This window comes from Stutzerimonas stutzeri (assembly GCF_000952685.1).
Lineage (GTDB): Bacteria > Pseudomonadota > Gammaproteobacteria > Pseudomonadales > Pseudomonadaceae > Stutzerimonas > Stutzerimonas stutzeri_E.
In genome coordinates, this window is sequence record NZ_JYHV01000037.1 from 150,348 (window position 1) to 164,726 (window position 14,379).

Here is a 14,379-nt window from a genome sequence, read left to right on the forward strand (position 1 = left end):
CTGGCGAGCACATCTTGTTCCCTACGCAGGCCTTAACCTGATCAGGTTCAACGGGATCCGGATTATCCGATCTCAGCCTTTCACTCAAGGCACCCCGACAAGAACAGGATCGAGTGTAATCAAGAGCTCGAGGGAAAGCCACGCCGAACCAGCCGTATGCGACCGTCGGGTCACATCTCCAAGCGCCATCCAGCCGGCTCAGTTCCGTCTCCATCGGACCTGGCGCGGCGGCGCCAAGCACCTTGACCGCTCGCCTGACGGCGCATAGCCTTGCCCATCACTTCGCTTCAAGGAAAGACGCACATGCTGCGCAGACTCACGCTGGCACTCGCCGTGACCGCCGCCTCGTCGGGGCTGGCATGGGCCGAGACTGCACCCTCGCTTTCCAGCCGCACCGACCTGATCAGCGTCTATCGTCAGGCCGTCGAAAATAACGCCGATCTAGCAGCGGCCAGAGCTCAGTACCAGGCTACGCAGGAGATCGTGCCGCAGGCCCGCGCCGGCCTACTGCCGAACCTTAGTGCTGGAGCCGAGACCAGCCATACCCGCACCGACGTCGACACCAGCGCCGGCTCGACCTCGTTGTCACGCAGCGGCACTGTCTATCAGGCGACGCTGAGCCAGCCGATCTTTCGTGCCGATCGCTGGTTCCAGCTGCAGGCGGCCGAAGCCGTCAGCGAGCAGGCCGCGCTTGAATATTCCATTGCCGAGCAGGATCTGATCCGCCTGACAGCTCAGGCTTACTTCGCCGTGCTGCGCGCGCAGGACAACCTTGCCGCCGCCAAGGCCGAAGAAGCGGCCTTCCGGCGGCAGCTCGATCAGGCCGATGAACGCTTCGAAGTCGGCCTGTCCGATCGTACCGACGTGCTCGAGGCCCAGGCCGGCTTCGATACTGCTCGCGCGAACCGGATGATCGCGCAACGCCAGGTCGATGATGCCTTCCAGGCACTGTTCACCCTGACCAACCACGAATACCTGGCCTTGGAAGGCATCGAGCACAGCCTGCCGGTGTTGCCACCGGTTCCCAATGACGCCAGCGCCTGGGTCGAAACGGCCGCGCGACAGAATCTCAATCTGCAAGCGGTCGACCAGGCGGTGATTGCTGCCGAAGAAACCCTACGCCAGCGCCGTGCCGGCCATGCCCCGACGGTCGATGCCATTGCCCGCTACAGCAAAGGTGATAACGACAGCCTGGGCTTCACCAATACCGGCACCATGGATATCCCAGGCTTCGATGTGCCGCGTTACAACGGTGACGTCGAACAGGCCAGCATCGGGCTGCAACTGAACATTCCACTGTACAGCGGTGGTTTGACTACCTCGCAAGGTCGTGAAGCCTTCTACCAACTGACTCAGACCGAGCAACAGCGCGAGAGTCTGCGCCGCCAGGTGGTGGAATCCACCCGCAATCTGCATCGCGCAGTCAATACGGATGTGGAACAGGTCGAGGCACGCCGGCAGTCGATCGTGTCCAACCAGAGCGCACTGGAGGCGACCGATATCGGCTACCAGGTAGGCACGCGCAACATCGTCGATGTCCTGGATGCTCAACGGCGTCTGTTCGCCGCCGTACGCGATTACAACAATGCGCGCTATGACTACATCCTCGACAACCTGCGCCTGAAGCAGGCCGCCGGCACACTCAGTCCAGGCGACCTGGAGGATCTGCAACGCTACCTGAAGGCCGACTACGACCCGGACAGCGACTTCCTGCCGCCGGATCTTTCAGAGAACATCGGCAAGCCGGTTCGCGTGGAGTAGGCCAGCCTGACGGCGGCGCCGGTGAAAGGCACAGTCTGTATGCCCGATCGACCCGCCGAGCGAAAGTAAAGGTGATGCAGAGGAACCGCATCCACCCCAGAAAGCTTCTGATACCGGCTCCCGCCTCAGCGTTCGAGCAACCGCCCCAGCGCCGTTAGTAGCCGCTCCAGCGCGCCCTGATTATTTTTCAACACGTCGTATCCCGCGGCTCGGGCCCGCTCGGCTCGCTCCGGCTCGTCCCAGAACGCCGTGATTTCAGCCGTCAGCTCCGGAGCGCTGTCAATCTCCTTTAGCGCACCGGCATCTCGCAACTGCGCGGCAATATCGAGGAAGTTGAACAAGTGCGGCCCCGTCAGCACGGGCTTGCCGAGCGCGGCGGGCTCCAGCAGGTTGTGCCCGCCGGTGGGCACCAGGCTGCCGCCGACAAACGCCACATCCGCTAACGCGAACAGAAACAGCAGCTCGCCCATGGTATCGCCAAGCAGCACCTGCGTCTGAGCCAGCGGAGGCTCGCCAAGCGAGCGTCGAACGGTGGCAAAGCCCTGTTTTCGGCACAGTTCGTACACCGCCCCAAAGCGTTCCGGATGGCGCGGCACCAGGATCAGCAAGGCTCCGGGATGCGTGCTTAGCAACTGCCGATGGGCGGCCAGCAAAATCTCGTCCTCGCCGGTATGGGTACTGGCGCCGATCCAGATCGGTCGATCCGAAGCACGCCACTGCTGCCGCAGCGTCTCCGCCTGCGTCGAGAGGGCCGAGTCGATACTCAGGTCGAACTTGATCGAACCTGTCACCTTCACGCACGCGTCGCGTGCGCCGAGCTGGCGAAAGCGCACGGCCTCGGCCTCGGTCTGCACAGCGATGAGGTTCAACTCGGCCAGCATCGGGGCGGTCAACCGCTTAAAACGTGCGTACCCCCGTGCCGAGCGCTCGGACAATCGGGCATTGGCCAACGCCACGGGAATATCGCGACGTGCACACTGATGGATGTGGTTAGGCCACAGCTCGGTTTCCATCACCACCGCCAGTTTTGGCTGCAGCCGTTGCAGAAAACGCGAGGCCCCCCAGGGCAGATCGTAGGGTAAATAGCAGTGCTGCACCGTATCGCCGAACAGGGCCCTGATCCGCTCGGAGCCGGTCGGCGTCATGCAGGTCACGGTAATCGGCAATTGAGGATGGCGCGCGCTGAGCTCACGGATCATCGGCGCGGCGGCGATGCTTTCACCCACCGACACGGCATGGATCCAGATACCGCCAGGCTTGAACGCTGGCAAACCAATTGCGAGGCGCTCACCAATGCGCTTCGAATAGGCCGGAGCACGCCGGGAGCGCCATAACAGCCGTACGAGGATTAGCGGCAAGGCGAGATGGAAAAGCAGGGTATAGAGGGCACGATTCATGGCCGCGGAGCTTAGCAAAGGCATCTACGCAACGGCCACAGCGATGACGGCGAGAAACCGCAGCGGCAGTCGAGAACTTGTCCGCATTGCCGCAGCCGAATGAACCGTAGCGCATATAGCGCTCCCTTACCCGTCCGGAGACTCTATGACTGGCTACATCTATCTCGCCATCGCCATTACCGCCGAGGTGATCGCCACCACGTCCATGAAGGCGCTGGATGGCTTCAGCCGCCCGCTGCCGCTGTTTCTGGTGATCGCGGGCTACAGCCTTTCGTTCTGGATGCTTGCCCTGGTGGTCAAGACCATCCCGGTGGGAATTGCCTACGCCATCTGGGCCGGCCTCGGCATCGTCCTGGTGAGCGTCGCGGCCGCACTGATCTATCAGCAGAAACTCGACCTGCCGGCCGTGCTCGGCATGGCGCTGATCGTCGCTGGTGTGGTGGTGATACAGCTGTTTTCCAGCAGCACGGGCCACTGAGGCCGCCGCCAGGCGACAGATCAAGCCGATTGACGAGCGGTTATACTGCGCGCCTGATTTCTCAATGAGGCCCGCCCATGTCCGATTCCCTGAGCACCGACGTCCTGATCGTAGGAGGTGGCGTCGCCGGCCTTTGGCTGAACGCGCGCCTGCGTCAGCAAGGGTATTCGACCCTGCTGGTCGAAAGAGGCGTACTCGGCGGCGGGCAAAGCGTCAAATCGCAAGGGATCATCCATGGTGGTACCAAGTACGCATTGAGTGGTGCGCTGACGGGTGCGTCGGAAGCCATCGCCGACATGCCGCGCCGCTGGCGCGACGCCTTGGCCGGCGACGGCGAGCTGGATCTCTCCGGCGTCCAGCTGCTCTCCGATGCACACTATCTATGGTCTCCCGGCACGCTGACCGGCAATCTCACCAGTTTTTTCGCCAGCAAGGCGGTGCGCTCGCGCGTCGGTCAGGTCAAGGGTGACGAGCTGCCCCCAGCACTGCAGGACCCACGTTTCAAAGGCAAGGTCTATCGGCTCAGCGAGCTGGTGCTGGACGTACCCAGCCTCATTCAACGCTTGGCGGAGCTGGCTGGCCCCGGCCTGCTGAAGGCAGACCGGATCGAACCGCTCAGAGACAACGGCGAGCTGACCGGGCTGGTCATCGATGGCCGCGCCATCCGCGCGCAGCGCATCGTCCTGACCGCGGGCGCCGGCAACGCCGACTTGCTGAACGCCTTGGGTCTCGCCCAACCTTCGATGCAAAAACGCCCGCTGCATATGGTCATCGTCAAGGCGGCCACGCTCAAGCCGCTCTATGCCCACTGTCTCGGCGCCGGCTCCAAACCACGAATCACCGTAACCAGCCATCCGGCCGCCGACGGCGAATGGGTCTGGTACCTGGGCGGCGATCTGGCCGAAGCGGGCGGTGTCGCGCGCAACGACGCGGCTCAGATCGCAGCGGCGAAGAAAGAGCTGGCCGAACTGGTGCCCTGGATCGATCTCTCCTCAGCGCAATGGGCCACGCTGCGCATCGATCGCGCCGAGCCAGCCCAATCTGCACAAGCACGACCAGACAACGCCTTTCTCGCGGAACAGGGGCGGTTACTGGTCGGTTGGCCGACCAAGCTGGCGTTATCGCCAGATTTCGCCGACCGTGTTCAAACAGCACTGGCTCGCGACGGTATCCGCCCTCAGCAGCACTCTCCGTTACCCGAGTTGCCTCAGCCTTCGGTCACAGGACCCTTTTGGGAGGGGCTGCTGCCATGACTGCGACACTGCACGACCTGCATCGGACACTGGGCAGCACCGGCCTGACGGTCTCGCCATTGGGCCTCGGCACCGTCAAGCTGGGCCGCGATCAAGGTGTCAAATACCCCAGCGGCTTCAGCATCCCGAACGATGCGCAGGCGCGCCATTTGATCGAACTGGCCCGCGATCTGGGCATCAACCTGATCGACACCGCGCCGGCTTACGGGGTCAGTGAGCAGCGTCTGGGGCCCTTGCTGCAAGGCCAGCGCGATCATTGGGTCATCGTCAGCAAGGTGGGTGAAGAATTCATCGACGGCCAGTCGCATTTCGATTTCTCGCCCGCCCACACTCGCCTCTCCGTCGAACGCAGCCTCAAGCGGCTGCAGACCGACCGGATCGACCTGATGCTGGTGCATTCCGATGGGCGCGACGTCGAAATTCTGCGAGACAGCGGCGTTTACGAGACGCTTGCCGAGCTCAAGCGCGAGGGCAAGATTCTCGGCTATGGCCTCTCCGGCAAAACCATCGAAGGCGGCCTGCTGGCGCTCGAGCAGGGCGACTGCGCCATGGTGACCTACAACCTCAACGAGCAGACCGAACGTCCGATACTCGACTACGCTGCATGCCACGCCAAGGGCATCCTGATAAAAAAGGCCTTGGCCAGCGGTCACGCCTGCTTGAAATCAGGCGAGGACCCGGTGCGAGCAAGCTTCGAGCTGCTGTTTGCGCATCCGGGTGTCGGCGCAGCAATCATCGGCACCATCACCCCACAACACTTGTCAGATAACGTGCGTACCGCCGCAGCCGTTCTATCCCAACAACAATAAAACACGGCCAAACGGCCGCCTACTGCCAGGAGGAGCCGAATGCCGCGCGTGCTGATCCGCAAGAACCCCACCGCATTCAAGACGCTACCGTTACTCGTAGAGGCCAGCCCGGAGCATCTCCGTTACCAGAGCCTCGGCCGGCCACTGAACTTCAGTGAGATGCTCGAACGGCGGCGATCGGTCCATATCGAGGATCCGGCGCGGTTCAGCCTCGAATTGGCTAACCTCGGCGTATCAGTACGCCTGACGCTCTGCTGGCAGGGCCAGGAGTACTGGGTGCTGGTGCGTCAGCAGCGGCTGGATCGCGGTGATGTGGTCCTGAAGCTGATTTCCGGCTATGTGCCGGCACATGAACTCAGCCTGCCATTGCTGACAGCCATTCAGGAGGTCGCCGAAGAATGCCTGCTGGAAACCCCGGAAGGCTGGCTTGCCGGTCGCTTCGGCGATATCTGGCTACCCGCGCCCTATCAGGGCAGCTTGCGCTATCGCGAAGCGGTGCATTTCAATCTAGCGTCGCTGTCCGGCTCGGCCCGACCGGTCCAGTGCGGCCAGATGACACTGATGGAACGCCCGAGGGCATACGTGCATCTGCCAACTGCATCGCTGCAGCTGGTCTACGACATGCGCCTGGAGCTGCCAAAGGAAACCCGGGAACTGAGCTTGTTCCACGTCGATGAGCGTCTCGAGGACGGCAAATTGGTTGCGCAGCTCGATCGCAGCCGCCCAGACCTGTATCTGATTCCGCTGCACCAGGGGCGACCGACCGCGGCGTTGCTGACCCTGCGCAAGGGCCAGCCGATACCGGCAAGCACGCGTGGGCTGTGGCTATCGGAAAGCTTTGCGCCGCAACATGAATGGATCGTGCGGGATGAGCGCATCCGCTGGCGTGACTGGATCGATACGACCACCTCCGCTGCGTGTCGATAACAGCCAACGCCGGCTGGCGAGCTCGGCGCTCGCCGATACGCTTCAGCGGCTGCGGATCTTCTCGACGATTGCGGTGGTCGAGCTGTTTTCCACCAGCCCCAGAACCTTCACGACACCACCGTAGGCGGTGACCAGATCGGCGCCCACAACCTGATCGACACCATAGTCGCCACCCTTGACCAGGATGTCCGGCTTCACCTGCGCCAGGAGATTTTCCGGCGTGTCTTCCGCAAAGCAAACGACCCAATCCACCGCGCCGAGACCGGCCAGGACAGCCATGCGGCGGTCGACCGAATTGATCGGGCGCCCGGGGCCCTTCAAACGACTCACCGAGCCATCGTCGTTGACCGCGACGATCAGACGATCGCCCTGCGCACGGGCCTGCTCCAGATAGGTCACATGCCCCGCATGCAGAATATCGAAACAGCCATTGGTGAAGACGATCTTCTCGCCTTCGGCGCGAGCGTCGTCGATAACGGTGAGCAACTGCTCGAGCGTCATCACGCCACGCTCGGAACCTTCCTCACGCTGTACGGCACGACGCAATTCGGGAGCGCTGATACAGGCGGTACCCAGCTTGCCGACAACGATGCCAGCGGCCAGATTGGCCAGCGCCACGGCCTGCGGCAATTCCTCTCCGGCTGCGATCGCCGCAGCCAGTGTGGATATAACGGTATCGCCAGCGCCGGTAACGTCAAATACCTCGCGCGCGCGCGCCGGCAGGTGAAGCGGAGAATGCTGCGGGCGCAGGAGTGTCATGCCATGCTCGCCACGCGTCACCAACAAGGCCCCCAGCTCCAGGTCATGCATCAACTCGGCACCCTTGGTCACCAATTCGGCTTCGTCCGCGCAATGCCCGACGATGGCCTCGAACTCACCGAGATTCGGTGTGATCACCGAAGCACCACGGTAGATTTCGAAATTCTTGCCCTTCGGATCGGCCAATACCGGAATGCTGCGCTGGCGCGCAGCCTGGATCAACGCCTGGTGGTTACGCAACGCACCCTTGCCGTAATCGGAGAGGATCAACACCTTGACGCCATCCAGCAACGCGTCGACCTGTTTCAACAGAGCAGCCGGGTCGGTGTCGAAGGGCTCCTCGAAATCCATCCTCAACAGCTGCTGATGACGGCTCATGACCCGCAGTTTGATAATCGTTGGCTGATGCTCGATGGATTGAAAATGCGCTTTGACCCCGGCCGCCGCCAAGCTATCCGCCAGACTTTGCTGCGCCTCATCGACACCGGTAACGCCAACCAATTCCGCCGGCGCACCCAGCGCGGCGATGTTGAGCGCAACGTTCGCCGCACCACCCGGCCGATCCTCCACCTGATCGACCCTGACTACCGGCACCGGCGCTTCCGGCGATATCCGAGAAGTCCCGCCATGCCAGTAACGATCGAGCATGACGTCGCCAACCACCAGAACGGAGGCTTGGTCGAATCGGGGCATGGATAGCTTCATAAAGGGGCTCCGCAGTAAAAATCGCATATATGATCAGGCGTTGTCGGTAGCTGCGTGGTTATCCAGCCCCAACGCGTGCAACCTGGCGTAATAGCCATTCATCGCGAGCAGTTCCTGATGGGAGCCGCGCTCGACGATACGCCCTTGATCCATGACCAAAATCAGGTCCGCCTTTTCGATAGTCGAAAGCCGGTGCGCGATCACTAATGTGGTGCGTCCTTTCATAACTTGATCAAGCGCCGCCTGGATATGTCGCTCTGATTCGGTATCCAGAGCCGAGGTCGCTTCGTCCAGCACGAGTACCGGAGCATCCTTGAGCAATGCTCGAGCAATCGCTAGACGCTGACGTTGGCCGCCGGACAGCAGCACACCGTTCTCGCCTACCTGAGTATCGAGCCCCTCAGGCAACTGGTCGATAAACTCTTTAGCGTAAGCCGCTTCGACAGCGCGCTCAATTGCCTCTCGAGGTGCGCCAGCAAGATCGCCATAGGCTATGTTGTTGGCCACACTGTCGTTGAAGAGGGTAACTTGCTGAGTAACCAGGGCGATGTGCTGGCGTAAATTGCGCAGTTTGTAGTCTTCGACATCTACATCGTCGAGCAGGATCTGCCCGGTCTCGTGATGGTAAAAACGCGGGATTAGATTAGCGAGCGTCGATTTACCGCTTCCTGAACGGCCGACCAACGCAACCATCTGACCTGGGCTGGCGCTAAAAGATATCTCGCTAAGCACCTGTTTCTGCGCACCAGGATAGCTAAAACTGAGATTACTCACTTCCAAACGGCCGCTCACCCGGTCACGCACGACCGTTCCCTCGTCGATTTCGGGAGCTTCGTCCAGTTGCTCGAAAATGCTCTCCGCCCCTGCTACGCCCTTCTGGATCGTTGAGCTGACCTCCGATAGCTGTCGAATCGGCTTGGGCAGCAAGCCGGCTGCGGTGATATAGGCAACCATGTCTCCCGCTGTGGCGTCACCACGTAAGAACAGCACAAGAAAGAGCAACACTGCCATAGCAACGTAAATCACCAGCTGCAACATCGGTGTGTAAATCGCTCCAGTCTTCGTCATACGGAGCTGTTTTTCAGTATTGTCCCGGCTGGCAACGGCAAAGCGCGCCGATTCGTATGCTTCCCCACCGAAGCTGCGTACCACCCGGTAGCCCTGGATAGTCTCGGACGCGACATGAGTAACATCGCCCATCGCAACCTGGATCTTACTGCTCTGCTTGCGAAACTTCTTGCTAGCGCTACTGACCATCAGGGCAATGATCGGCAGGATTGCTAGCATCACCAGGGTCAGCTTCCAGTTCATCCACAACAAATAGGCAAACAGAAACACTACTGTCAGGCCTTCGCGAATAACTACCTTGATAGCATCCGTGGCAGCGCCAGTAACCATCGTCACGTTGAACGTGATACGCGATATGAGATGCCCGGAATTATGATTGTCGAAATAACGGTTAGGCAGCCTCAACAGGCTGGCAAACAGTGAAAGCCGTAGGTCATGTACCAATCCAAGCGAAACCTTGGCAAGGTAAAAGTTACCAAGAAACGAGCCAATCCCCTGCCAGATGGCAATGAGAACGATCAGCAAGGGCACGAGTTGCAAAAGCTGCAAATCCTGCAAATAAGCTACGTCGGGAAATAGCACAGCATCGGGATTGGATAGACCATCAACGAAATATTTGAGAATCCCGGCAAGCATCGGTTGCGAAGACGCGAATATCACGTACCCCAAAATACTCAGTGCAAAGTGCCCAACGTAAGGTTTCACGTACCCCAGCAGGCGTAGATAAATCTTCAGACTGGATGAAGGCTGAGCTGCTGTTTCGACGATTTTGCTCATTAGTAACGGAGTACCGGAGAGAAGACAGGAGATTCTATCACGCCCTGCAAGCTCGACGGCTTCAGGCCGGCCAGCCTCGCCAGCGCAACGTAGAACCCAACGTAAACCGCCGTTTGGGGTAAACTGCGCAATTTGAAAAATAGCTTGGTACCCCTGCGCATGACCCCCCTCACCTATGATGAGTTTCTATCGTTGCGGGGTAACGCCGAAACAATCGAGTCTGACGGACACGGGGAAAAGGTGTTACTCCTGAATGACGGAAGCTATCTAAAGCTATTCCGGCGCAAACGCCTGCTATCGTCTGCCGCCCTCTATCCCTATGCCGAACGCTTCGCTGACAATGCGGTCGCTTTGAATGATCGCGGCATCGCCTGCCCCCGCATATTAGGCGTGTACCGGGTATCCTCTCTGCGTCGCGACATCGTGCACTATGCGCCGCTTGAAGGACGGACGCTGCGCCAAGTGCATGACGAAGCCGAGAAGCGAGCCCTGCGTATCCGCTTCGGCGCTTTCGTCGCCGAACTGCATAACCAAGGCGTTTTTTTTCGCTCGCTGCATCTTGGAAATGTAGTGATTGATCCCAGCGGAAGGCTTGGATTGATTGACATTGCAGACATGAGCGCCGGAAAACGAGCTCTGGGCAAGCGGAAGAGGCTACGCAATTTCCGCCATATCTTGCGCTATCCCAACGACCGAATATGGCTAATCAGCGATGGCGATCGTAGTTTTTTCAACAGTTACGCAGAGACAGCAAAATACAAAATTTCTGTCAATGAATTGATTCAGCTGTCGCCCGAACCTAGCCCCCATGGATGACCGTTTTGCCGTCTGAAATCATTGCCAAAGAGAAGAGCCGAGGTACCGTTCCCTCGCGTTTAATAACTTACCATGTGCTGCCAGTCGGCTGGCTGGCGCTGCTAACAGGTCTTTTTTGGATCGGCGATCGCGCCTTATTTCATAAGCTCTATTACGCGCTATTAGCAGCCCCAGCCCTGGCGGTTATGGTGATGCAGCCACGCCTAGCCCTGCGTGTCATAGCGCATCCACTGGTTGCCGCTTTTTTACTGTTTGGTGCCTATATGAGTCTGACTCTACTTTGGTCCGACAGTAATACAGCCGCATTCTCCCTGATAAAGCGCCCCATATATGTTTTGGTGATGCTGGTTAGCGCAGCCATGCTAGCGCTAAAGCGTCCACCGGCACTCGAACAAGTCCTGCAAGTTGCAGCAGTCACCGCAGCAATAGCCGCTGGTCTTTCCTACGGTTACTTCATCTATAGTGGACACGCACCACTGGGCGGTCAGCGCTTTAACGGTTATGGCGCGCTTTATAACCCACTGCTGAGCGCCCATGTTTATGGCTTTTTCGCCGCGTTTTGGTTGGCGTACTGGTTCTCAGCACACAAACCGCTGGCGCCGCTGCCATTAGCCTGCCTAGCGACACTAGGAGTAGTACTTATCGCGACGGGATCAAGAACGCCGCTACTCGCGCTTTCGGTTACAGCGATCTGGTTATGCTTGGCTCATCTGAACCGTCGCAGCTTGCTACTTTTGCTTGCGATCACTGGCCTGGGGTTAGCGTTGCTGCTCTTCTACCCCACAGCGCTAACGGCGAGAGGTTTTTCCTACCGCCCTGATATCTGGGCCGAGGCCTTGAAGCTCGCGATTCAGCGCCCCCTGTTCGGTTATGGCTACGATCACCAACTGCTGCTTGAGCTAAAAGGCACCGGACGCGTCTTCAACGACCCGCATAACATCGAACTTGCCGTGCTGCTGGCCGGAGGCCTCATAGGGCTGGCCCTATGGCTAGCGTTATATGGAATTGCTGCGGTATACAGCTGGCGTAATCGGCACAAACCCGCGGTGCTGGTGGCCTCCGCACTGCTGGTGTTCGGCTTGGTTGCCGGACTGACGGAAGGTCGGGACTTCCTGTCCCGACCCAAGGAACATTGGTTCCTCATCTGGATCCCGTTCGCCCTGCTAATCAATGCCTGGCTTAAGTCGGAACCTGCAAATGAATCCACTTAAGCAGTTGGAACGGCGGCTGCGCAAAGCACTGCAGCGCTGGCTGGGTCGCCCTGAGCTTCCGCGCTTCCTTCGGCCACAGGCGAGGTTTCGTGAGCATTATCCCGACTATGAGATCGGCATAGGGAGCTACGGTCTACCCAAGGTCCATGATTGGCGGGAAGGAAGTACTCTGCGCATCGGCAGCTATTGCTCTATTGCCGATAACGTTCAGATTTTTCTCGGAGGCCATCATCGTACGGATTGGGTAACAACCTATCCGTTCCCGGCATACCTACCGGAAGCGAGCCATATAGAAGAATATGGCGGTACGCGTGGCGACGTGGAGATCGGTAGCGATGTATGGTTATGTGCCAACTGCGTCATTCTTTCAGGCGTAAGAATTGGCCATGGAGCAGTTGTAGCAAACGGCGCGGTAGTTAGCCGCGACATCGAGCCGTACGCCATAGTCGCGGGCAACCCCGCGGCGCTCGTTCGATGGCGCTTCGATGAACCTACCCGCGATGCGCTACTCCAGTCAGCCTGGTGGAATTGGCCCGAAGAAGAGATACGAACAGTGGTTTCGTTGTTATGTAGCGAAGATCTTGCTGCATTCCTGTCTTATGCACGCTCACGGGCTTTGGCAGGCAACAGCAAGCGGTAAAGCCCCTTGATGGTCTTTTTATTCCATGCGCGCAGCGGTAATTCACGAAGTAATTTGCGTGCGAGTGTTTTATCCTGACGCGCGCATTTGAGAAACATCGAATTGCGGTAATTGGCGCAAACTTGCTTATAGGCCGGATGGTCACTGAAGCGTGAAAAAGTCATAAGCACGTTTTCGACCATGAAAGGATAATTCTTGTAGGTATTACTTGCATGGACTCGATAAAGCGCCAGAGTCTCCCCCAGCACATCAATAAACCAACCTGCATGAGTTATCTTGAGTTCGATAACTAAGTCCTCGAGACGGATATGCGGGTCGAAACCACCCACCGCTTCCAGCGCCTCGCGACGAAACAATAACGTTGCGGCGGGCGAGCCGGGCTTGCGATTGAGAAATACATCTTCGAAATCCAACCGCCGCCAATGGGGCGGCTTGTCATTGCCAAGCGGTGCGCCATCCGGACCGATACTCGTCACCGAGCCGGCACAGATACCCACCTCTGGCTTGTCCCGCATGTATTCGACCTGCAGCGCGAGCCTGTTAGGCAGCATGATGTCGTCAGAGCCAAAGGGCGCCACGTATTCGCCCGAGCTGCGTGCGATAGCGGCGTTGAGCGTCCGGGACAACCCCTGGTTCGCCTGTACCCGGAAATCGAAGCCAAACTCGCGCTGCAATTGATTGATTACCGAAACACTTTCATCGCTGGAGCCATCATCCACAACGAGCAGCTCGACGTTCGGGTACGTCTGGGCCATCACGCTGCGAATCGATGCTTCAATATACGGTGCGTGATTATAGGAAGCGATGATGACGCTAACTTTCGGATAGGTGTTGCTGCTTACCAAAATTTCCACCAAGGTAACGAGGGTACGGTAGCAAACGGCGCGGATATCACCGCCGCGATTTTGCTGGCAAGTTTTTCATAGGCGTGGTTGGCAAGCACATGCTCATGTCCCCGCAGCGCGACGACGCGGGCCAATTCGGGGTATTTACGCGCCCAGGCAAGACGTTTGCGCAACGAATCGATATCGTCGTACAGCAGCACGTTGACGCCATCCTCCAAACCCAGCGCATTCTCTTCACCCCGCCCCTGGCGCTTAGCCAAGAGCAGGCAACCGCACGCCATGGCTTCGAAGTTCTTGGCCATGTACTCATTCAGCCCAACATCAGCGCTTATGAAAATGTGAATCCGATTGAGTGTTTGCACATATTCATCAGCCGAATGGGTGCGCATGATCTGCAGCGGCTCCACCGCTGCAAGCGCTTCTAACAACGCACGACGAGCAGCGTAGGCCGCGCTGCCAAGCCGGCCAATAAACCCCAGCTGGATATCACGCTCGCAGTCCTGCAACTGCATACGTGCGGAATCAAATCCTTTCGGAATGAAATGCGCATCGACTCCGGCGGCCCGCAAATGTTGCGTTACCATAAAGCCAGTACTGATTACTCGCACGCCAGGCAACTGCTTGTAGAAGCGCACGAAATGACCCTGCCACTTGGAGCCGGACATGAAGTCAAGATAGGCGTCTTCTTCATAGAGCGTCAGCGATGGGAGGCTGCGTAAGAACCGGCCCTGAGTACAAATGTGCTTGAACATGAGGTCCAAAATGATGCACTCATAGCCGCATACAACTTGCGTAGCGAAGTAACTTTTTAGCCCTCGCTGCTGGCTCTTATTGAGAAAGCGGACCTCAACGTCACCATACGCCCGCAACGACAACCACAGACTGCGATTGTCCAGAGCACGATCGGCACTTGTAAGCACGAGGACTCGCATG

The 14,379-nt window shown here is 59.0% G+C and carries 13 protein-coding genes and 1 riboswitch; of the genes, 8 read left to right on the plus strand and 5 right to left on the minus strand.

Annotation, left to right across the window (positions count from 1 at the left end):
* Position 1 precedes the first annotated feature (1 nt).
* Positions 2 to 107, minus strand: a riboswitch (TPP riboswitch).
* 196 nt (positions 108 to 303) lie between these two features.
* Complete coding sequence (locus UF78_RS19410) at positions 304 to 1,761, plus strand: TolC family outer membrane protein (protein ID WP_045163857.1); 1,458 nt, start codon at positions 304 to 306, stop codon at positions 1,759 to 1,761.
* Between the two features lie 125 nt (positions 1,762 to 1,886).
* Here the strand turns inward: UF78_RS19410 and waaA are convergent, their stop codons facing one another.
* The gene (gene waaA, locus UF78_RS19415; RefSeq protein WP_045163858.1) at positions 1,887 to 3,158 is read right to left on the minus strand and encodes a lipid IV(A) 3-deoxy-D-manno-octulosonic acid transferase; all 1,272 of its coding nucleotides are present in this window, start codon (positions 3,156 to 3,158) and stop codon (positions 1,887 to 1,889) included.
* A gap of 145 nt (positions 3,159 to 3,303) precedes the next feature.
* Between waaA and UF78_RS19420 the strand changes: the two genes are divergently transcribed.
* The 4 genes from UF78_RS19420 (at position 3,304) to UF78_RS19435 (ending at position 6,625) form a co-directional block, all read left to right on the plus strand.
* On the plus strand, positions 3,304 to 3,636 hold the full coding sequence (locus tag UF78_RS19420) for a DMT family transporter (protein ID WP_045163859.1): 333 nt from the start codon (positions 3,304 to 3,306) through the stop codon (positions 3,634 to 3,636).
* Positions 3,637 to 3,713: 77 nt separating this feature from the next.
* Entirely contained in the window at positions 3,714 to 4,889 is a 1,176-nt protein-coding gene (locus tag UF78_RS19425) for an NAD(P)/FAD-dependent oxidoreductase (RefSeq protein ID WP_045163860.1), read from the plus strand.
* Positions 4,886 to 5,698 carry an aldo/keto reductase gene (locus UF78_RS19430; RefSeq protein WP_045163861.1) on the plus strand — a complete coding sequence of 271 codons (813 nt, stop codon included), beginning with the start codon at positions 4,886 to 4,888 and terminating at the stop codon, positions 5,696 to 5,698. Before UF78_RS19425 ends, UF78_RS19430 begins: the two co-directional genes overlap by 4 nt.
* 39 nt (positions 5,699 to 5,737) lie before the next feature.
* Entirely contained in the window at positions 5,738 to 6,625 is an 888-nt protein-coding gene (locus tag UF78_RS19435) for a hypothetical protein (protein WP_045163862.1), read from the plus strand.
* A 42-nt stretch (positions 6,626 to 6,667) separates the two neighbouring features.
* Here the strand turns inward: UF78_RS19435 and hldE are convergent, their stop codons facing one another.
* Both hldE and msbA read right to left on the minus strand, forming a co-directional pair.
* Positions 6,668 to 8,089 (minus strand): bifunctional D-glycero-beta-D-manno-heptose-7-phosphate kinase/D-glycero-beta-D-manno-heptose 1-phosphate adenylyltransferase HldE, encoded by a 1,422-nt coding sequence (gene hldE, locus UF78_RS19440; RefSeq protein ID WP_045163863.1) that lies wholly within the window; start codon positions 8,087 to 8,089, stop codon positions 6,668 to 6,670.
* 33 nt (positions 8,090 to 8,122) lie between these two features.
* Positions 8,123 to 9,934 (minus strand): lipid A export permease/ATP-binding protein MsbA, encoded by a 1,812-nt coding sequence (gene msbA, locus UF78_RS19445; RefSeq protein ID WP_045163864.1) that lies wholly within the window; start codon positions 9,932 to 9,934, stop codon positions 8,123 to 8,125.
* A 159-nt stretch (positions 9,935 to 10,093) separates the two neighbouring features.
* On the opposite strand from msbA, the gene UF78_RS19450 reads away from it, so the two are divergent.
* Genes UF78_RS19450 through UF78_RS22740 form a run of 3 tightly spaced genes read left to right on the plus strand, consistent with a single transcriptional unit; the run spans position 10,094 to position 12,601 of the window.
* Positions 10,094 to 10,750, plus strand: coding sequence for a toluene tolerance protein (locus tag UF78_RS19450; RefSeq protein WP_045163865.1), 657 nt, complete (start codon positions 10,094 to 10,096; stop codon positions 10,748 to 10,750).
* Between the two features lie 5 nt (positions 10,751 to 10,755).
* The gene (locus tag UF78_RS19455; protein WP_230623704.1) at positions 10,756 to 11,961 is read left to right on the plus strand and encodes an O-antigen ligase family protein; all 1,206 of its coding nucleotides are present in this window, start codon (positions 10,756 to 10,758) and stop codon (positions 11,959 to 11,961) included.
* A complete protein-coding gene (locus tag UF78_RS22740) occupies positions 11,948 to 12,601 on the plus strand; it encodes a CatB-related O-acetyltransferase (RefSeq protein ID WP_080890664.1) in 654 nt (217 codons plus the stop codon). Before UF78_RS19455 ends, UF78_RS22740 begins: the two co-directional genes overlap by 14 nt.
* Here UF78_RS22740 and UF78_RS19460 read toward each other — a convergent pair.
* Both UF78_RS19460 and UF78_RS19465 read right to left on the minus strand, forming a co-directional pair.
* Positions 12,559 to 13,446, minus strand: coding sequence for a glycosyltransferase family A protein (locus UF78_RS19460; protein ID WP_275589520.1), 888 nt, complete (start codon positions 13,444 to 13,446; stop codon positions 12,559 to 12,561). The genes UF78_RS22740 and UF78_RS19460 overlap by 43 nt on opposite strands.
* A complete protein-coding gene (locus tag UF78_RS19465) occupies positions 13,440 to 14,378 on the minus strand; it encodes a glycosyltransferase (RefSeq protein WP_045163867.1) in 939 nt (312 codons plus the stop codon). The genes UF78_RS19460 and UF78_RS19465 overlap by 7 nt, the downstream gene beginning before the upstream one ends.
* Position 14,379: the final 1 nt, after the last annotated feature.

Bases quoted from the DNA above. Each gene is read 5' to 3' on its own strand.
- hldE (WP_045163863.1), bottom strand. From the start codon at position 8,089: ATGAAGCTATCCATGCCCCGATTCGACCAAGCCTCCGTTCTGGTGGTT.
- waaA (WP_045163858.1), bottom strand. From the start codon at position 3,158: ATGAATCGTGCCCTCTATACCCTGCTTTTCCATCTCGCCTTGCCGCTA.
- UF78_RS19430 (WP_045163861.1), top strand. From the start codon at position 4,886: ATGACTGCGACACTGCACGACCTGCATCGGACACTGGGCAGCACCGGC.
- UF78_RS22740 (WP_080890664.1), top strand. From the start codon at position 11,948: ATGAATCCACTTAAGCAGTTGGAACGGCGGCTGCGCAAAGCACTGCAG.
- UF78_RS19425 (WP_045163860.1), top strand. From the start codon at position 3,714: ATGTCCGATTCCCTGAGCACCGACGTCCTGATCGTAGGAGGTGGCGTC.
- UF78_RS19435 (WP_045163862.1), top strand. From the start codon at position 5,738: ATGCCGCGCGTGCTGATCCGCAAGAACCCCACCGCATTCAAGACGCTA.
- UF78_RS19465 (WP_045163867.1), bottom strand. From the start codon at position 14,378: ATGCGAGTCCTCGTGCTTACAAGTGCCGATCGTGCTCTGGACAATCGC.
- UF78_RS19420 (WP_045163859.1), top strand. From the start codon at position 3,304: ATGACTGGCTACATCTATCTCGCCATCGCCATTACCGCCGAGGTGATC.
- UF78_RS19410 (WP_045163857.1), top strand. From the start codon at position 304: ATGCTGCGCAGACTCACGCTGGCACTCGCCGTGACCGCCGCCTCGTCG.
- msbA (WP_045163864.1), bottom strand. From the start codon at position 9,934: ATGAGCAAAATCGTCGAAACAGCAGCTCAGCCTTCATCCAGTCTGAAG.
- UF78_RS19450 (WP_045163865.1), top strand. From the start codon at position 10,094: ATGACCCCCCTCACCTATGATGAGTTTCTATCGTTGCGGGGTAACGCC.